We start from the raw sequence: 19,717 nt of genomic DNA, 5'->3' as shown, positions 1-19,717 counted from the left end.
GCCGCCTGCCCAACTGACCCGGCCTGCCAACTGGCCCGGCCCGGCCGTTGGTCCCGCAGACACACCGCAACATCCGACAGCCCGGAAAGACGGTTTCGTCACTCCGTCGGCAGTGGACTGATCAACTCACTGTTCACGTCGACATCGCCCGCTGATCACTGGGTCAGGCCCCCGGGTTCGTGAAAGCCCGGCAGAGTGCCTACCCGATCGCGCCTTCAGCGCGCCGCAGACCGTCACCCCGGAGCGTTGTCCTTGCCCCCACCTGGACGTCGGCCGCGCCGTAACCGAGTCGGCGCCGTCGCGCTGTTGGCGTTCGCCGTCGCTGTTTTCGGCGCGCCCGCCCCGGCCGAGGCGCACCCCTTCGGGGATCCGCAGACCGTCGCCATCGCGCTCGACCGGAACCGGCCCGACGTCGTACACGTCCGCTGGAAGGTCGGCGGCCTCGACGATCTGACCCTGCTCGGAATCGCGCTCGGCCTGGTGCCGCAGGACCGGGTGATGCTCGACGGCGCGGTCTTCTACCAGGAGTCGGACGCTGCGGCGCTCGGCGCGTCCGACCGGTTCGCGGCCTACCTGGCCAAGCAGATCACGGTCACCAGCGGCGGGCGGGCGTGCCCAGGCTCCGTCCAGCCACCGAACGACCTGGGCCGGTCCGGGGCCACCGTCGACTACACCTGCCCCGGCCCGGTCGGCACCGTCGCCGTCGCGGTCCGCACCCTGACCGACCTGAACCCGGCGTACCGGACGCTTGCCACCGGCCCCCGTGGCGCACGCGCGGTGTACGGGTCGGGCCAGGACTCACACGACTGGGTACTCGGCGAGGCGGCGGTGCCGGGCGGCGTACCCGACGAGGCGTCGGTGACCGGTGTCCCGGAGCAGCAGCTCGGACGCAGCGCCGCCGTTCAGCTCGGCGGCGTACTCGTCGGGGTGGTGCTGGTCGCGGCCGGCGGGCTGCTGCTGTTCCGCCGGTCGACCCGACGACGCAATGCTGCAACGGCACTGCCGAGCGGGCGTCCCGGGCCGCTCGGATGAGCGGGACCGCCGTCCTCGGGGCCGCCGCCATCTCCGACCAGCTACAGAGTCTGGTCTCCGCGCCCGGTGTGCCGCCGCTGGCGTTCGCGCTCGCGTTCCTCGCCGGAGCCGGCCACGCGGTGACGCCGGGGCACGGCAAGAGCCTGGCGGCGGCGTACCTCGTCGGGTCGCGGGGAAGAATCCGCGACGCCGCCTGGCTGGGCGGCTCGGTGGCGGTCATGCACACGCTGTCGGTGCTGGTGATCGCCCTGGCCTGGACGTTCCTGTCCCTCGCCGACGTCATCCGGCTGCCGCAGCTCACCACCTGGTTGGAGCTGGTCGCCGGCCTGCTGGTGGTGGCCACCGGCCTCTGGCTGGTACGCCGGCACCTCCGCGCCGCACACCGCCACTCGCACGATCACGCCCACGACCACGCCCATGCGGCCGGCCACGGCCACGCTCATCCGCATGACCACGGCCACAGCCACGGCCAGGAGCACGGCAAGCGGCCCGGGCTGTTGCTGCTCGGCATCTCCGGCGGGCTCACGCCGTCCCCGGCCGCGTTCCTGGTCCTGGTCACCGGCCTGTTCATCGGGCGGGCCGGCTTCGCCCTGCTGCTGGTGCTGACCTTCGGCATCGGGATGGCCGTGGTCCTGTTCGGCGTCGGCCTGCTCGCGATCGCCGGAAACTCCGTCGTCGTACGCGGCGCGCGCTCGCACGCCCTGCTGCGCCAGGCCACCCGGGTGGCCCCCGTCCTCGCCGCCGCCGGCATCACCGTGGTCGGCGTCGGTCTCACCGCAGTCGCGGCGCTCCACCTCACCGCTGTCACATAAGGAGAAACCCCGTCATGACGTACCAACCGCGGGTGGGCGCCAGACGCCTGCGCGCGCTCTGGCCCGTACTCGTCGTCGCATTCGTCGCCGCGACCGGGCCGGCGCTCGTTCCGCCGGCGGCGGTGGCGGAGGAGCCCCCGCCGCCGGCCGCGGCCGGAGCACCGATCCTCAACCTGAGCGACGGGCAGACCATCGAGGGCACCGTCACCGTCACCGCCGAGCCGACCAGCGAGGACGACTCGGTACAGAGTCTCACCGTCGACGGGGATCCGATCGATGCCGATACAACCGCCGGCACCGCGCGCTTCGGCTTCGACATGGGCGGCAACGGCACCGAGGCCCGCTACCGCAACTACCTCACGGTCAACGACCACACCGCCGAGGCGGACCGGATCTACTTTCCCACCATTCCCGGCGGGAACAGCGGCAGCCTGGCCTTCCCCGGAGACCGGCTGCGCTCCGGGGTGAACACCGTCACCGTGCACGCGGGCGCGGCCTGGGTCGACACGACCAACACCAGCGCGATCGGCTACGAGCAACTGCCGTTCGGTGAGGGCGGCCGGTGCCCCAACTACGACGACTTCCCGCTGAGCAGCATCAACCTCAGCCTGCTCGGCGTCGTCGCCGACGGTGAGCAGAATCTGTTCAGCTACAACTTCGGCGACGGCACCTGCGGCAGTGGCCGGAACCTGCTGACCCAGAGTCTCACCTTCGTCGTTTCCGGTGAGCCCGGCGGCACGGCCGGGCTGACCACCGGCCTCGACACCACCAAGCTCGGCAACGGCCGGCACACCATCGCCGCGACCACCAGGTCGGGCGCGAAGCAGAGCATCGCCGTCGAGGTCAACAACGCCGCTCCCGGGGCGGCGAAGCTGACTCCGGCCGACGGCGCGCTCGTCCGGGGTACCCGACCGGTGATCGCCGCGCTGCCGAACGGCAGCGAGGAGAGCGTCGAGTCGCTGGCCATCGACGACCGGCCCGCCCAGAACGCGGAGACGCTCGCCGCCGGAACCGCGACCCTCGGCCTGACCGTCGAGGCGGGCAACTCGGTCGAGGCGAAGTACCACAACTACGTACTGGTTAACGGGAACCGGGTCGAGTTCGGCGGCGACTACGCCGTGAGCGCGGCGGAGAACGTCAGCCTCAATTTCCCGACCCGGTTCCTCCGGCCCGGGGACAACGTCGTCGAGGTCAAGACCGGCGACTACAACGGCACCGCCAACGGCGCGACCTGCCCGAACCACGACGACTTCCGGCTCACCCGCAGCGCGGTGAGCCTGGCGCTGAGCACACCGGGGACCGTCACTCCCGGCACCACGTACCTGGTCACCACCGCCGGCGGGACGGTGACGAAGGCGGAGACCACCGACGCGTCGCTCGCGCTCGGCGACGGGACGTGCGGCGCAAACTCCGAGGCCGAGTTCCACTTCACCATCGACGGTGCGCCGACCACCCGTACCATCGACACCCTGGGCAGCGGCGGTGACGCACATCTGAAGGTCTTCGTCGGTGGCAACGGCGCCGACAACGGCTTCGACAACAAGGTACTGGTCAACGGCATTCCGCTGGACCTCGGCGTCTGGGAGAAGGAGACCGCCGACGTCGCCTTCCCGAACGAGTGGCTCGTCCCCGGCGTCAACGTCCTGGAGTTCGTCGCCGGCAGCGACCACGGCGGCGACAAGCCGGGTGGCTGCGACAACTACGACGACTTCACCCTGCGCGACTTCCAGCTCGCCCCGGTCGCCGGCAAGGCGACTCAGCTGACCAGGATGATCGCGGGTAGCACCGTCACCATCGGCTCGACCAGCTACCCGGTGGGTTCGCCGGTCACCGTCCACGTCGGCGACGGTACCTGCGGCAGCAGCCACAACGCCGCCCTGGACAAGACCGTCCTGTTCGACGTCACCGCCGAGGACGGCTCCGCGCTCCGGGCGCTGGGCAAGCGGGCCGACGTCGACACGACGGCGATCGCGGACGGCCCGCACACGATCAAGGCGACCGTCGGCGACAAGACCTCGACCCGGCACTTCACCGTCGACAACAGCGCGCCGGTGGTCGAGAGCAGCGTTCCGGCGCCGGGCCAGCGGCTGACCGCGACCGTCGCGCTGGACATCAAGGTCTCCGACGCCACCGGGGTGGCCGGGACACCCGCCATCACCCTGGACGGCAAGGCGGTCGCCCAGGGCGACCAGATCGGCCACGGCCTGCCCGCCGGCAGCCACACCATCGCGGTGACGGCGACCGACACGCTCGGCAACACGGCCACCCGCGAGGTGCGGTTCACCAGTGCGAGCATCCCGGACGTCCCGACCGGGCTGGGCGCGGCCGTCACCGGCGGGCACTCGCCCTCGGCCACGCTCTCGGCCACGATCCCCAGCGCGGACGGGTTACCGCTGACAGCCACCTTCACCAAGGCGGACGTGGTGATCCCGACCGCGGGCTACCAGGGCGAGGCGTCCGCCGTGCCGACCACGCTCGACGTCGCGCACGACAAGGGCGTCGACGTCGGCTCGCTGCGCCCGCTCGACGGCCGGACCATCGACACCCCGTCCAGCCGGGACGTGGTCTTCCAGCGGTACGACGTGAAGCTCGGCGCCACCACCGAGACGCCGATCCTGCGTTGGGAGGGCAGCGCCGACCCGAAGCGGGTGGTGGCACTGCGGGTCTGGGATCCGGCGGCCAAGAAGTGGGTCATGTTGACCAGTTCCCGTGGCCAGGCCGGACAGAGCACCGTGCTCACCGCACCGCTGACCCCGGAACATCGCGGCGGCGGCACCGTTCACGTACTGGTCACCGGCGAGGACCCGTTCGCCGACGACCTGTCCCCGCGCGACTCGTCGGCGCAGAACGACAAGGACCGGTTCGAGGACCCGGCCTCGTACGACTTCGCGCTCGCGCACTTCACTGACACCCAGTACCTGAGCGAGGGCGCGGCCGGCGGCACGTACGACGACTTCGACGGCCGGGCGGAGCCCTCGGACATCCAGACGGTGGAGGAGCAGGCGATCTTCACCGCGGCGTACCGCGAGCAGACCCAGTGGATCGCCGACAACGCGGGAGGTCGCAAGATCGCGTACACCGCGCACACCGGTGACGTCATCGAGAACGACTACTACGACCCGCTCGCGAAGAACCCGGACGGCTCGTTGCAGCGGCCCGGCCTGAACGAGCAGGTCGAGCGGGAGTTCGAACGCGCCTCGAGCTACCAGCGGATCCTCGACGACAAGGGCGTGGTGAACCAGGTCATCGCCGGCAACCACGACAACCAGCTCGGTGCCGAGACCGGCCCGGACTCCCGGTTCAGCCGGACCTTCGGCGCCGACCGGTACTACCGGGTGGCCGGAGCATGGCCGGCGGGCGCCGAGTACCACGCCTGGGACGAGGTGACCAACGCCGACGGCAGTGTCACGCCCGGCAAGGACAACCAGAACAACTACGTGCTCTTCTCCGCCGGCGGACTGGAGTTCGTCGCGGTCGGCCTGTCGTACGGGGTCACGCCGGACGAGGCCCGCTGGGCCGACTCGGTCTTCAAGCGGTACAAGGACCGCAACGGGATCCTGCTCTCCCACGACTACCTGAAGCCGTCGACCAACCCCGATGGTCGGGGCGCGGCCTTCTCCGCACCCGACGGCTCGCCCCTGTACAAGCTGGTCGTCGAGAACAACCCGAACGTCTTCCTGGTCCTCGCCGGGCACGAGCACGGCGTCGGCACCAACCTGAAGACGAAGGTCGGCGTGACCGTGACCCACGACGTGGTCGAACTGCTGGCGGACTACCAGTTCTACACGGTGCGCGCCGACGAACTCTGGCCCGATCTGGTCGACGCGGCCGGGAACATCGACCTCGACCGGGACGGCAAACCGGATCACAAGTCCACCGACCGGTTGCAGTTCGGGGCGAGCTTCCTGCGCCTGATGCAGTTCGACGTGGACCGCGCCGAGATGCACATCGACACGTACTCGCCGCTGCTGGAGAACTTCGGGGCGACCGAGTACGACATCCGGGCCGACGGCAGCCAGACCACGCCCCGGTACAACGGCGCGGAGGACAACCTGACCCTGCCGGTCGACATCACCACCCGGAAGACCTCGTTCTCCACCGACTCGCTGGCCGCGTACGTGCCGTCCGGCGTGATCGGGACGGACGAGGTGACCGCCGACGGCACCGCCACGGTGAACTGGTCCGGCCTGCGGCCGGGTACGTCGTACGCCTGGATCGTCTCGGCACGCAGCGCCGACGACGGCGTCGCCGTGGCCGCGCCGGCCGTGTTCCGTACCGCGAAGGGGGCGCCGACGGTGACCGTCACCTCGGCCGCGACCGACTGGGGTACGGCGGCGAAGGTGACGGTCAAGGTCGGGGCCGGCACCGCGCCGGTGTCGGGCACCGTGGAACTGCGCGAGGGCGGCACGATGCGCGGCTCGACCACGCTCTCTGGCGACACCGCGACGTTCACCCTGCCGGTGGGACTCGCACCCGGCGACCACGCGCTCACCGCGTCGTTCTCCGGCAGCGAGTACCTGGACCCGGCGCAGGGCACCGGCACCGTGACGGTGAAGCTGCCGCCGGCCTGGAGCGCCTCGACGGCGTACCGGGACGGCGACAGGGTCGGCTATCAGGGCCGGATCTACCAGGCCTCCTGGTACGCGAAGAACCAGAAGCCGGGTGATCCGAACGGCCCGTGGCAGGAACTGGCCATGACCGAGGACGGAGTTCCGATCTGGACGGCGTCCCGGATCTTCAACGCCGGCGACATCGTGATGGACGACGGCAAGAGGTTCCGCGCCCGCTGGTACACCCGCAACCAGGCACCGGGCGATCCGAACGGCCCGTGGGCGGAGATCGCCCCGCCGCCGCCGGACGGTAGCCCGGCCGCCTGGACACCCACCACTGTGTACGACGCCGGCGACCGAGCGACGTACCAGGGCCACGTGTACGAGGCCAGGTGGTACACCCGGAACCAGACGCCGGGCGGCGCCAACGGCCCGTGGAAGTTGATCAAGTAACGGACGGCACGCGACGACCGGCCCGGGACCGAACAGTCCCGGGCCGGCGCCAGCTGTCCTGATCCGGGTCAATCGGTGATCGCGAGCGCCAGCAAGCCCTGGTCCAGACCCACCACCAGAGTGTCGCCGACTACGCAGCACGCCAGCGCCGGATGGTAGACGGGGATCGTGAGCACCAGTCGACCGCTCATCGGATCCCAGATCCGCACCGTACGGTCCCGGCTCGTCGACGCGAACAGGTCCCGACCGCCGACCCGTACCAGGCTCAGCCCGGTCACCGCGGCAGAGTGCCCGGTGAACCATCGGACCGGCTGGCCCTGCTCGGCGTCCCACATCCGGATCGTGTGGTCGGCGCTGGCCGACAGCAGCGCCGGGCGGCCGGCGACCGTGACACCGCAGAGCGCGGTCACGGCATCCTGGTGGCCCTGCTGGGCCCAGAGCGGGGTATCACCACCACCCCACAGCATCACGGTGCCACTCTCGTCCGCCGAGGCGAGCGTCTCGAAACCCGGCCAACTGACCGTGGCCAGCGCGGTGACCCAGGTACGGGTGACGTGCCCGAGCAGAACCGCGCGTACGCCGCCGGTGTGCGGGTGCCACAGCCGGATGGTCTGGTCGTCGCCGGCAGAGGCGATCAACGTCTCACCGTTCACGACGATCGGGCAGACCGCCGTGACCCGATCGTGGTGATCGCTCATCTCCCGTACCAGCGAACCGTCCCGGGCGTCCCACGATCCGACCACGTTGTCATCCTGGGCCGTGAGGACCAGGGGTTCCTCGTCGTCCGCGACCGCGCACATCGCGTTGACGGCGCCCCCCGGCGTGGCGAACTCCAGCAGCCGCTCGCCGGTGTGGGCGTCCCAGAGTCGCACCTGGCCGTCGACGTCGCCCGAGGCGGCAAGTACCGGCCGCTCGCCCGGGATCCGGCAGATCGCGCGCACCGATCCGAGCCTGTCCTGGTCGGCGACCGTGTCCGGCTGGCCGCCGGCCGGATCCCACAACCGGACCGTGCCGTCGTCCCCGGCGGTAGCCAGCATCCGGTCCTTCGCCGTCCGTAGCTCGCACACCGCCCGGATCCAGCTCGCATGTCCGCGCAGGCTCGGTCGCTGTTTCCAGGTCGGCACCTCCCACAACCGGATGAGGCCGTCCTCACCGGTGGACACCAGCAGGCAACCCTCGTCCGTGTCGACCGTGCAGAGATCGGTCACCGGCCCGCCGGTGTCGAGGACCTGAACAGGCTGACCGGTCAGTGGATTCCACAGCCGCACCGTGCCGTCGTAGCCCGCCGAGGCGAGCAGGGTGCCGCCGGGCGCGTGGACCGCGTACAGGGTGGTGACCCATCCGGTGTGGCCGGCGAGAACCAGCGTCGGCACACTTCCGGCGGTCGGCTCCCAGATCCGGATCGTGCCGTCGTATCCGGTGGACGCCAGGAGATGGCGGTCACCGGCCGGCACGTACGTCACCGCCGTCACCCAGCCGGCGTGCCCGGTCAACTCGTACCGGGCAGCTCCGGTGACCGGATCCCACACCCGCACCGTCCGGTCGTCTCCGGCCGACGCGAGCAGGTCACCACCGGGAAGGGGAACGGCGCAGACGTTCCGTACCCAGTCGCCGTGCCCACGTAGTTCGTGCCGGCGGTGGCCGGTTCGCGGATCCCACAGGCCGATCGTGCCGTCGTGGCTGGCGGTGGCGATCAGCACCTCGCCGCCACCGGTCCGGATGGCGCACACTCCGCGGATCGTGTCGTCGTGGCAGGTGAAGACCTGCTCGGCCTGATTGGTCAGCGGATCCCAGAGTCGGACGGTGCCGTCGTCGCCGACGGAGGCGAGCAACCGTCGATTGTCGATCTCGACAGCGGCGACGTCGTAGACGGCCTGTGAGTGCCCGTCCAGCACGCTGCGTTCCTGCCGGGGCGGAGTATGCGCCCATCGGGCACGGTACGGTGCCGCGCCGGCCACGATTCCGCTGCCGAGGTGGTCGAGGCGATCGACGACCGAGAAGAGTGCGGCTCGCTCGGCCGGTTCCGCCGCCACCGCCAGCGGGGTGCGCTGGAGCAGCCTCGCTCGGGCATCCGGCAGCGGCGCCATCGGCGCCTGCTCCGCGTCGACGACCGTGAGCAACCGGTCCAGGTGCGCGTGCAGCAGGTAGTCCTCGTCGGCGAGCAGCCGTTCGACGAGCCCGGCCCGGACGGCGTGCTGTGGCAGCGACCGCAGCAGGTAGTCGGGGGCGTCCGCCCAACCGTTGGCACCGGCCGGGCCGGCCCAGGCGGAGACGAGCCGGCGCTGGTCGTCGCGGCGGGACGCCCGGACGTCGCGGTCCGCGAGCAACGCGTCGTTGAGAGCCTGGTGGAACAACCGGTACGCGGGCTGCGCGCCGCCACCCGTCTCGACCAGGAAGTTGGCCGCCGAGGTACGGGCGAAGCCGCCAAGTTCCGCCTCGGTGACCGTACCGCCGAGGGCCGCTACCGCGGTCTGCCACAGGGACAGCGGCAGTCCCGGTGTCTCGGCGTACGCCAGGGCGGTGAGCGCCAGCCTGGCAGGGGTCGAGCCCGCCGTCGGCAGGCCGGAGAGGTAGGCGTCCAGCGCGTGTGCGACGGTGGCGGTGAACGACACGGATGCCGGGTCGACGGGTCCGGTGTCCCGCAACGCGTGTGCCCGCGCGACGAGGCCGGCGACGAGGAAGTTCCCCTTCGCCAGGGCGGCTATCCGGCGGGCGAGTGGTGCGGCCGTGCTGGCGTCGGCGTACGGGTTGGCGGGCCGCTCGGCACCGAGCAGTTGCAGGGTCGCCTGTGCGTAGTTGGCGAGATCGGGTTCGGCGAAGTACTCCGGCGTGTCCAGGTCGATCAGCTCGGCGTCGTCACCGAGGCAGGCGATCAGATCGCCCCGGTCGTCCGAGCGACGGGTGCCGACCACCACCCGGACCCCGTACTGGCCGCACTCGCGGGCCAGTGGCAGCAGGATGTCGTTGACGACCACCCTGGCCTGCCCCGGGTCCGCCGTCTCGTCGAGCGCGTCGATGATCAGGGCGAACCGGGTGGGCCGGCGGCTCAGCCGTTCGCGTACCGCCGGCATCAGGTCGGCCGGTGTGCCGGGCAGGTCGACGGCGACCGCGCGGGCGATCTCCGTCGCCACCTCGATGGCGGTCTTGCCCTTCGCGTGTACCGCGCACGAGACCGAGCCGATCGAGGCCCGGACGGCGACGTCGCTGCCAGGTAGGGTCGCGCGGATCTGCCGGTCCGCGGTGGTGACGATCCGGCCGAGGGCGGCGGACTTCCCCACCCCGGGCGATCCGGTGACGACCAGTGGCCGGGCGACCGTCGCCGGCCCGTCGATCCAGTCGACGATCCGCCGCAGGGCCGCGGTCCGGCCACGGAACCGGGCGCCGCCTTCGGTGTCGACCGCGACGCCACGGGCCCGGGGCAGCCAGTGGCGACCGGCCTCACCGTCGGCGCTGAGGGCCCAACCCCAGGCGGACAGGGCGGTGTCGTCGGCGTCCTCGGCCCGCCATGCGGACAGTGTCCCCAGCTTCATCTCCGGGAGCTGTTCGTCGGCGTAGTGCAGCGTCACGGCCTGACCCTTGCCCTGGGCATCGGCGGAGACGACGACCCCGATCACCGCCTGGTATTCCGGCGACCAGACGGCGCCGCCGCTGAACCCCTTGCTCAACGTACCGCCGGTGCCGCTATTGATCATGACGTGTCCCCAGCCACCGATCTCGGTGAAGGTGCCGGTGACGGGGGTTCCGCCGATGATTCCGGCCGGGAACCCGTACGCCCAGAAGGGACGGCCGAGCAGCGGCCTGGGTTGCAGGCAGCGGAGCCTCGCCGGAGCGACGGAGGCCGGCACCGGCTCGACGAGTTCGAGTACGACCAGGTCGACGTGGGCCGCCCGCTTACCGTCGTGCAGGCATTGCCGAACCCTGCGCCGATCGAAGTAGTTGACCTTCGATGCGAGCGGGAAGGCGACCCACAGATCCTCGTGCAGGTTCCCGTCGGGAGTGCAGGCCACGTGGTGACAGGTGAGGACGAGGTTCGTGTCGATGACGATGCCGGTACCGACCGGCGCGTCCTGGCTCCCTCCCCTGTGGAGGGCGACGGCCCACGGGCTGTCGTCAGGGACGGCTGTCACCGGCCACTCCGTCCGTCAATGCCGCGACCCGGTGTCGCGCTCCGAGGATCCGTTCGGATGCCAGTGGAGAGTGACTTCGAAGTTGCCCTCGGTCGCCGCCTTGGCGACCACCCAATTCGCCGTTCCGGTCGCCTTGATTCCGAACTTCACCTCGACGGCATCCGGGGAGACGGCCTTCACCTGCTCCAACAACTCTCGCGCGGCGGCGACCGCCGGCGCGGCGGATTCCCGCACCCAGCCGGCGACATCGCCGACTCCGGCGGGCTGAAAGCCGGCGAGCGGTTGGACCTCGATCAGCGCGACCGTCTTGTCGTCGACCTGGTAGCGGACCACCTCAGACTGCACCGGTCACCTCCGTGGTTGGTCCGGCGAAAGGGCGAAACGAGAGGGTCAGCGCGTCGACAATGCCGACCGGCCTCTCGTCGACTAGTCATGCTGCCTCTTGCCTTCGTTATTTGGCAACGGTCGGATACATGATCACTCGCCACCGCCCCGAACAGGTGTTTCAGTCACACCGTCCACGCTGCACTACTGAAGATCCACTCAGTCGACGCTGTCGGTTATCTGCAGCCGGATACTTGACCTTGCGCTTGTCGGGCGGCCTCGGCAGAATCGGCCCGTGCGCGGGGCCACCCCGTTGCCAGACCTGGATCACCGGCCACCCCGAGCCTTTGATCATCACCGTGGACGTGGTGAAAGCTCGTGCCACAGAGGAGCATCCGCATGCCGGAAAAGGAACTTTCGCTCGTTGAGCGGTGCATTCTCGTCACGCTAATGATCAAGGCAACCCCACTGCCGCAGACCTACTTCACCAATATTGCCGGAATTGGCCTGAAGGCCGAGCATCGCCGCAAACTGGTGTCCCTCGAACTGATCGACGTCACCGAGAAACCGATCACCCTGGCCCTGACCGACGACGGATGGCGCCGGGCAGCCGAGGAGTTGGGGGCGGAGACACCGAAGAGTGCGGGCAGCGCCGGTGGCACGCTCTACGTCGCACTGGACTTCCTGCGTCGGCTGATCGACCATTCGGGCGTACGGGCCGACGACCTGTTCCGGTTGCAGATCAACGGTGGCGACGTCATCTCGGCGCTCGCCGCCGCGCCGTCGACGGTCACCGACCCACCGGCGGGCCAGGAGGCCGACCCGGCCATCCTGGTACGGCGGGCGTACCAGGAGCTGGCCGCCAAGCCGGGTGACTACGTCATGCTCTCCGACCTGCGCTCCGCGCTCGACGACCTGTCCCGTACGGAGGTTGACGCCGCCCTGATCCGGCTCAACCGGGAACGGGACGTCCACCTGGTTCCCGAGTCGAACCAGAAGGTACTCAGACCGGAGGAGCGCGCCGCCGCAGTGAGCATCGGCAACCAGGACAAGCACCTTCTCGCCATCTCGTCATGATGGCCGAGGAGGAGCGGCGGGCCCTGGCCGCGCTGCGGTTCAACTGGGCTCCGACCCCGGACGACGTGTGGAAACCGACGCCGTTCCACGTCGAGGGCCTCCATCGCGACATCGCCAGGACGGTGCTGGACAGTGTCGCGGAGGCGGACCGCAGCGCCGACTCCAGCCCGGTGGGCGTCGCCATCCTCGGTCAGCGTGGCACCGGCAAGACGCACCTGCTCGGCGTGGTACGCCATGAGGTGCAACTGGGCGGCGGCTTCTTCTTCCTGGTCAGCCTGCTGGAGGCCAGCGCGTTCTGGCGCAGCACCGCGATGTCGATGCTGGCGGACTTCGCCAGGCCGATGCCGGACGGGACGACACAACTGCGTACGTTCCTGCGCCGCCTGGCCGACCTGGTCGGCGCCCAGCGGGCGGTACGCCGGGCGGTCATCGGGGACACCGAGCTCAGCCGGTCCGCGCTCGACGCCTTCGTCGACCTGATTCGTAAGACGAACCGGCAGATCGGCACCGAATGCCAGGACACCGCCCGGGCGCTGGTCCTCTACGCGGCCGAATCCTCCGCCCTGCAGGACATCGGCTACGACTTCCTCTGTTCCAGCGACGAGGAGGAGCCCGGCATGCGGGCAGGCTGGGGCGTACGGCGCAACAAGCGGGCGCCCCAGGAGGTGGTCCGGGACACGTCCCGGTTGCTGGCCATGGTCGGCCCGACGGTGATCGCGGTCGACCAGATCGATCTGATGGTCGCCCAGTCCGTGAAGTCGACCAATCGCGACGTCAGGGGGGAGACCGACTGGCAGACGTCGTTGCTGCTGGAGCAGATCGCCAGTGGCCTGATGTCGTTGCGCGAGACCACCCGGCGATCGCTCTCGGTCGTCTCCTGCCTGCCGCAGACCTGGCAGAACGTTAAGGAGCAGGCCACCGACACGGTCCAGGACCGGTTCCGGGAAGCCGTCTGGCTCAAGGAGATCCCCTCCACCGAGGTGGGGCGGGAGCTGGTCGAGAAGCGCTTCGCGATGGTCTTCGACGAGCTCGGCTTCCGGCCCGCGTATCCGACGTGGCCCATCCACCCCTCCGCGTTCGACGAGGTCGTCGGGTTCACCCCGCGTGAGCTGCTGCGCCGGATCGACACCCACGTCCGGGCCTGTCTGGCGGCCGGCGAGGTACGGGAGCTCACGCACCTGCTGCACTCGGCCGACGACCAGGTGAACACCGTTGGCGAAGAAGCCCCGGCGGTCCGGACGCCGCAACCCAGGAGTCAGCTGGACGAGTTCGGCAAGATCGACATCCGGTACGCGGAGTTGATCGCCGGAGCCGATCCCGAGCCGGCCGTACGCCAGCAGTCCGAGGACGCGAGGGTTCCGGTGCTGCTCCAGGCCGGCCTGACCGCGTGGATAGCCGCACAGGGTGGTTCCGCCGACGCGTTCAGCCTCGATCCACTTCCTGCCGGCGGGAAACCGGCCCTGCACGCCCGGTTGCGACACAGCCTCGACGAGGAGAGTGAGGACGAGGAGCACTGGTCGTTCCGAGCGATCTCCGCCCCGCACCACATCGCCGCGCTCAACCGGATCCGCAACGCCATCACCACCGCCGGGCTGACCGAGGGAATCGCCAAGCGCAGGCTCTTCCTGCTGCGCAGCACACAGTGGTCGGCCGGTGCCCGTACCCGCGAACTGCTGGACGCCTTCGCGCGGGCCGGCGGCCGGACGATCCTCTTCCCCGCCGCGGACATCAGCCGGTTGACCGCCCTTGAGCAGCTCATCCGGAACTATGGGTTGGAGACTCTGCGGCCGTGGTTCGCCGACCGGCGGCCGGCGTCGGACATCGCCTGCCTGCGGGAAGCGTTGGGCGGCTGGCAGCCTGAAGCCACGGTGCCACCGCAACCACCGGTCGCGCCGCTGGATCCCGGACCGCAGCCGCTACCGGAACCGCAGCCGATGGCGGAGCAGGCATCGCGACCAGAGGCCGAGCCGCCGGTGTCTCCGCCCGTCCGGGCGGTCGGGCGGGCATCGGTCCCGGCAACGCCACGGTCCGATGGATCCGCGGCCGGGCCCGCTGAGCCGACGTCCGAACCGGTGGGCCTCGTCGAGTCGCGTCGAGCCGACGACCGGGCCCCGACCCGCGGTGCCGAGCCGGTCGCCGGGATCGACCCTGAGCGTGTGGTGCTCGGAACGGTCGCCGGGCGACCCGATCCGGTACGGATCGATCTCGAATCGCTGCGCCGCCACACGGTCATTTTCGCCGGCTCCGGCTCCGGCAAGACCGTCCTGATCCGCCGGCTGGTCGAGGAATGCGCCCTGCGCGGCGTCTCCGCCATCGTCCTCGACCCGAACAACGACCTGGCCCGGCTCGGCGAGGCGTGGCCGGCACCGCCGAACGGGTGGGGGCCGGACGACGCCGACCTGGCAGCGACGTACCTGTCCGAGACGGACGTGGTGATCTGGACGCCAGGACGGCAGGGTGGCCGGCCGCTGACCTTCCAGCCGCTGCCCAGGTTCGCCGACGTACTCGACGACCCGGACGGGTTCACCGCAGCGGTGAACGCCGCCGTTGCCACGCTCGCCCCGCACGCCCGGGTGGACGGCGGTACGGACAAGGCGCGGCTCGGTCGGGCCGTGCTGCGCGAGGCGCTGATCAGCTACGCCCGGACCGGCGCCCACGACCTGCGCGAGTTCGCCGAAGTGCTGAATGACCTGCCGGAGGGGGTGAGCCAGCTCGACGGCGCCCCGAAGCTGGCGGCCGGCATGGCGCAGCTGCTCAAGGCGGCGCTGATCAACGATCCGCTGTTCGGCGGCGCCGGTACGCCCGTCGATCCCGGTGTACTGCTCACCCCGGAGCCGGGCCGGCGAGCCCGGGTGTCGGTGATCAGTTTCGTCGGGTTGTCCGAAGGCCACCAACGGCAGAGCTTCGTCAACCAGTTGCAACTCGCCCTGTTCACCTGGATCAAGCGTCATCCGGCCGGCGACCGGCCACTCGGTGGACTCTTCGTGATGGACGAGGCCCAGACCCTGGCCCCGTCCGGCGCCGTCACCGCCTGCACGGAGAGCACTCTGGCTCTGACCTCGCAGGCCCGCAAGTACGGGCTGGGCCTGGTCTTCGCCACCCAGGCGCCGAAGGCGCTGCACAACCAGATCCCCGGCAACGCCGCCAGCCAACTCTTCGGCCTGCTGACCGCGCCGGTCCAGATCGAGGCGGCCCGGGACGTGGCCAGGGCGAAGGGCGCCGATATCTCCGATGTCGGCAAGATGCGGACCGGGCAGTTCTACGCCGGGGTCGAAGGCGCCCGGTTCGTCAAGATGCAGGCGCCGATGTGCCTGAGCCACCATCCACGGAGCCCGCTGACGACCGAGGAAGTCGTCCACCGCGCGGCTACTGCGACGCCGGAACGGTAGTCGGGCCACCTCGGTTCAGCAGTTCACGGATCAGCGCCTCGGTCCACCAGCGTTCGACGTGCTCGGGTTGCCAGCCGCGTTCGTCGGTGAGCGTGGTGTAGACGTCGATGTTGCAGATCGCCGCGTAGATGTCGACGGCCTTCGCGATGTCCAGTCCCTCCCGGAGCAGGCCGGCTGGCCAGGCCGAGAACACCCCGATCCTGGTCTCGTCGGCCCGCTGGCGGCCTTCGCGGTAGATGGCGGCGAGCGCCGGTTCGGTACGGCCCGCCTCGCGTACGAGGGTGATGACGTCGCCGGCGCGCTCGAAGAGGCGTCGGTCGTAGGCGGCCATCGCCGCGAGCTGTCCTTCGGAATCGTTCTCGGCACCCTCCAGATCGGCCAGCGTCCGCGATGGATCGGCGGCGAGGTCGGCCGCTTCGGCCAGGGCCCGGGTCAGCCCGGTCTTGTTTCCGTACGTCGCGTAGACGGTCGGCACCGAGACCCCGGCCTCGCGCGCCACGTCTCGTACCGTCGTGGCCGCCCAGCCCTGGGCGACGAACAGCCGACGGGCGGCGCTGGCGATCTCGCCCCGGGTCTCTGCCGCCTGGGCGGCGCGGCGCAGCGAGTCGTACCTGCGCCTGCCTGTCTCGGCACTCATGGCTTGCCCCTTTGACTTTCCACACATTATATTGAATATATGCTTCGTAACTCCGGCGTCGAGTGGAGTACCTGGACGTTCTCCCGGATCGCCGGCCTCGCCGGACTCGGCTTCGCCATCCTGATCGTCTCCGTCAACGCTCTGCTGGTACCGGCCGGCCTGCCCCATCTCGGTGCGGAGACCAGCGACGTCGTCCAGTTCTTCAGCACCCGGAAGGACACCGTCGGCCTCGCGTCAGCACTCGCACCGATCGCCTGGGTACTGGCCACCATCTTCGGCGCCGGCGCGGTATCCGTGCTCTGGCGATCCGACCGAGAGCAGGGCACGGCCTGGTCCCTCGTCGGATTCGCCGGGGTGATCCTGCAGAACATCACCTTCACCGGCGTCCTGGCCACCCGGCTCGCGCTCGCCTCTACGACCGCGCCGGACAGCAGCGCGATCGCGGGACTCTGGGCACTGCACAACGCGCTGTTCGTCTTCAACGGCACCTTCCTGGCACTGGCCATGACGGGGCTCTCCGTCAGCGGTCGGCGTGCCGGCCTGATCCGCCCCTGGCTCAGTGGGATCGGCCTGCTGGCCGCCGTTCTCCAACTCGGCTCGGCCGTGCTGAGCCCGCTGGTCATCGGCGACCCCGGACCGGTCGGTCTGCTCGGGCTCGTCGGCTGGCTGATCTGGGTCGGGTGGATCGTCGCCTACGGCGTCGCCCTGACCCGCCTGACACCAGGTGTCCAGTCAAGGAATGTCGGGTAACCGAGGGGCTTCCGGTTCCGGCCGCCCGGCTGCCGAGCATCCCATTCCGATGCCATCCCTACAGCAGCGGGTGCGGCCCCCCATCCGGGAGCCACGGATCAACTCCGTGGCCCAGCAGAGGAGGGCCGCACCCGCCGTACCGCTTGCGCGGTGAAGGGTCAGCGCCGTACCGCCCGGCGCCGACGGGTCAGGTAGATGAGCGCCATTCCGGCGATGAACAACGCCACGCCGACACCGATGACGGCCATCGTGTTCGCGCCGGTGAGCGCCAACCCACCGCCCGAACCTCCGGCGGCGGTGTCACGGGCCGGCGGGCCTGCGGCGACGGTCGATTCGTTCGCCGCCGACCGGTCGGGCGTCGGCTCGCTGGCCGCGGGTGCCGGACGGGCCGTTCCGTTCCCGGTCTTCGCCGGAGTCGGCTTCTGCCCGCCGGATGCCTGCTCGTTGCCCGGCTGCTCGGCCTGGTCCGGCTCCTGCCCGGGGGAGTCGTCTTCGGGCTGGTTGGCGGGGGGCTGGTTGCCACCGGGCTGGTTGGCCGGGGGCTGGTTGCCGCCAGGCTGGTTGGCCGGGGGCTGGTTGCCACCGGGCTGGTTGGCCGGGGGTTCGTTGCCGCCGGGCTGGTTGGCGGGCGGTTCCTCGTTACCGGGGTTGTCGGCGGGCGGTTCGTTGTCGCCCGGGTTGTCGGCCGGTGGCTCCTCGCCGTCGGGCTCGTCGGCCGGTGGCTGCTCGGCGGCGGGCTGGACCTGGATCCGGACGGAGTCGAGCGCGGGGATCTGATTGGCGCGCTGCATCATCGGGATCCGGTGTGAACCGTCACCGGCCCACGCCGAGCACTGCGCGAGACCTTCGGGCAGGCCCGGCACCTGGACGATCACCGAATCGGGCTCGTCACCGCCGCTGCCGTCCTCCGTCGCAACGAAGAACGCCGGGACCGGAGCCGGTTCGGCCGCCTCCCGGGTGTTGGTGAGCATCCGGCACGCGGTGTGGAAGTGGCCGCGTACCAGGCCCTCGTCGTTGAGCAGGGACGTCTCCCGGTAGTAGCCACCCTGCCCGGCGGGCAGGAACCGGTCCCGGACGAGGTTGCGGGTGCTCACGACGATCCGGAACGGCTCTCCCGCTCGGACCCGCTGCGGCGCCTGCGCGATCAGCAGCGTCGGGTTCTGCTCTGCGGCGCCCACCTCACCGAAGGCGGTCGACACGCACCGGTTGCCCTCCTGGAAGCCGGTGTGCGGCGAAAGCTCGCTCTTGTCGCAGTTGTCGCCGAGCGTGGCCAGGCCAGCGCTGGAGGCGGTCGCCTGCGGGGTGGGGGTCCCCGTCGCCTCCTCGCGACCGTCCTGCTCCTCGCACTCCTCCGCGGACGCGGACGGCGTCGTTCCGCCCGGCGTCGCGGCGTCACCGTCGGGGGTGCCGGTGGATGCCGGGGGCGGGGTGGGCCGGCACGTCGGGGCGGCCTGCTGGGCCTCCGCATTGGAGACCTGTGTGACCCCGACCAGGCCGCCGAACACCACGAGGGCGGCGAACACGGCGAAGGCCCGACGGCGTGGGCCAGGATCTGCGGAGGCACGACCGGGGTCTGGCAGTCGCATGTGTACGAACCTCCTGATACTCCCGCGCTGCGGCCTCGAAGCGGCGGGTTTCTGCTTGCGTCACGGACGTACGTCTTCCGGTGGCTGGCCGGCCCGGCGCCCCGGACGAAGGGCGTCGCGTGGGCCGTACCGCACACCGCACGCACACCGTATGGACCGGGCCGTCGGTGAATCAAACTCACGTCGCAGAAATGCGGTTCTCTTGAGCCGGAAATAATGGAAACTTATGGTCCGGCCGGTTGGCCCGGGTACGGCCGGGGGACACCGGTTCAGTCGCGGGCGCGTTCGAGCCCGTCGAGGAGCAGGTCGAGGGTGAACTCGAACTCAACCTGGCTGTCGCACCAGCCGAGCGTGGGGTCGGCCGCGTCATGGGCCTCGGCCGTGACCATCGCGGTCAGGGAGGGCAGGGCCTCGGCCATCGCGACCAGGTCCGCCTCCGCCATCTCGACGTCCGTCTGCCCGCCCGCCGACGCGGGTCGGAAGATCTCCTGAGCGAACCCCAGGGCCAGGCTGCCGAACGCGTGTATCGCCCGATGGGCAAGGCGGTAGGAGAATCCGCCACCGATCAGCGTGGCGACGATCCCGTCGTAGTACGCGTACACGCTGGCGGGGATGGTCGGGCGTGAGCCGAGCAGTGCGGGCGCCCAGGAGTGCCGCAGCATGACCTCCCGCGCCGCGAGGAACCGCTGTCGCAGTCCCGTACGCCATTCGGTGTCGACACCGGTCGCCTCGGCGCGGCGGACAGCGGCGTCGATCTCGTCGATGACGGTATCCACGATGCCGTCGAGCAGCCCCTCCTTGCCGGGTAGGTGGTAGTAGAGCGACATCGCCTCGACGCCGAGTTCGGCGGCGAGCCGACGCATCGTCAGCGCCTGGATTCCTTCGGCGTCCGCGAGGGTGACCGCCGCCGCCAGGGCACGTTCCCGGCTCAGCGGTGTCCGAGGGTTCTTCGTTCTCATTCGCCTCCCGTCCTTGTGATC

General features: G+C 70.6%; 11 protein-coding genes. 6 read left to right on the top strand and 5 right to left on the bottom strand.

All coding sequences use genetic code 11. The features are described 5' to 3' along the window. Positions 1 to 306 precede the first annotated feature (306 nt). The 3 genes from H4W31_RS41640 to H4W31_RS41630 are packed head-to-tail and all read left to right on the top strand — an operon-like array spanning position 307 to position 6,847. Complete coding sequence (locus H4W31_RS41640; protein ID WP_192771613.1) at positions 307 to 1,032, top strand: hypothetical protein; 726 nt, start codon at positions 307 to 309, stop codon at positions 1,030 to 1,032. Further along, the gene (locus H4W31_RS41635) at positions 1,029 to 1,844 is read left to right on the top strand and encodes a HoxN/HupN/NixA family nickel/cobalt transporter (protein ID WP_192771612.1); all 816 of its coding nucleotides are present in this window, start codon (positions 1,029 to 1,031) and stop codon (positions 1,842 to 1,844) included. Before H4W31_RS41640 ends, H4W31_RS41635 begins: the two co-directional genes overlap by 4 nt. A gap of 14 nt (positions 1,845 to 1,858) precedes the next feature. Then, a complete protein-coding gene (locus H4W31_RS41630) occupies positions 1,859 to 6,847 on the top strand; it encodes a carbohydrate-binding protein (RefSeq protein WP_192771611.1) in 4,989 nt (1,662 codons plus the stop codon). A 68-nt stretch (positions 6,848 to 6,915) separates the two neighbouring features. Here H4W31_RS41630 and H4W31_RS41625 read toward each other — a convergent pair whose 3' ends face one another. Both H4W31_RS41625 and H4W31_RS41620 read right to left on the bottom strand, forming a co-directional pair. Further along, entirely contained in the window at positions 6,916 to 10,974 is a 4,059-nt protein-coding gene (locus H4W31_RS41625) for a trypsin-like peptidase domain-containing protein (RefSeq protein WP_192771610.1), read from the bottom strand. A gap of 15 nt (positions 10,975 to 10,989) precedes the next feature. Then, positions 10,990 to 11,319, bottom strand: coding sequence for a CU044_2847 family protein (locus tag H4W31_RS41620; protein ID WP_192771609.1), 330 nt, complete (start codon positions 11,317 to 11,319; stop codon positions 10,990 to 10,992). 429 nt (positions 11,320 to 11,748) lie between these two features. Here H4W31_RS41620 and H4W31_RS41615 point away from each other — a divergent pair, with 429 nt between their 5' ends. Beyond that, positions 11,749 to 12,375 carry a hypothetical protein gene (locus H4W31_RS41615; protein ID WP_225945947.1) on the top strand — a complete coding sequence of 209 codons (627 nt, stop codon included), beginning with the start codon at positions 11,749 to 11,751 and terminating at the stop codon, positions 12,373 to 12,375. Continuing rightward, on the top strand, positions 12,372 to 15,764 hold the full coding sequence (locus H4W31_RS41610; RefSeq protein WP_192771607.1) for an ATP-binding protein: 3,393 nt from the start codon (positions 12,372 to 12,374) through the stop codon (positions 15,762 to 15,764). Before H4W31_RS41615 ends, H4W31_RS41610 begins: the two co-directional genes overlap by 4 nt. Here the strand turns inward: H4W31_RS41610 and H4W31_RS41605 are convergent. After that, positions 15,742 to 16,401 (bottom strand): TetR/AcrR family transcriptional regulator, encoded by a 660-nt coding sequence (locus H4W31_RS41605; protein ID WP_192771606.1) that lies wholly within the window; start codon positions 16,399 to 16,401, stop codon positions 15,742 to 15,744. The two genes, H4W31_RS41610 and H4W31_RS41605, sit on opposite strands and share 23 nt — an antisense overlap. A gap of 39 nt (positions 16,402 to 16,440) precedes the next feature. Between H4W31_RS41605 and H4W31_RS41600 the strand changes: the two genes are divergently transcribed. Beyond that, complete coding sequence (locus H4W31_RS41600; protein WP_192771605.1) at positions 16,441 to 17,151, top strand: hypothetical protein; 711 nt, start codon at positions 16,441 to 16,443, stop codon at positions 17,149 to 17,151. Between the two features lie 158 nt (positions 17,152 to 17,309). Here H4W31_RS41600 and H4W31_RS41595 read toward each other — a convergent pair whose 3' ends face one another. Beyond that, positions 17,310 to 18,737, bottom strand: a complete 1,428-nt coding sequence (locus tag H4W31_RS41595; protein ID WP_192771604.1) for a hypothetical protein — start codon at positions 18,735 to 18,737, stop codon at positions 17,310 to 17,312. 269 nt (positions 18,738 to 19,006) lie between these two features. Then, complete coding sequence (locus tag H4W31_RS41590; RefSeq protein WP_192771603.1) at positions 19,007 to 19,696, bottom strand: TetR family transcriptional regulator; 690 nt, start codon at positions 19,694 to 19,696, stop codon at positions 19,007 to 19,009. Positions 19,697 to 19,717 lie beyond the last annotated feature (21 nt).

The organism is Plantactinospora soyae (assembly GCF_014874095.1).
Classification (GTDB): Bacteria; Actinomycetota; Actinomycetes; order Mycobacteriales; family Micromonosporaceae; genus Plantactinospora; species Plantactinospora soyae.
The sequence above is the reverse complement of the archived record's forward strand: the minus strand, read 5'-3'. Positions and strand labels throughout refer to the sequence as shown.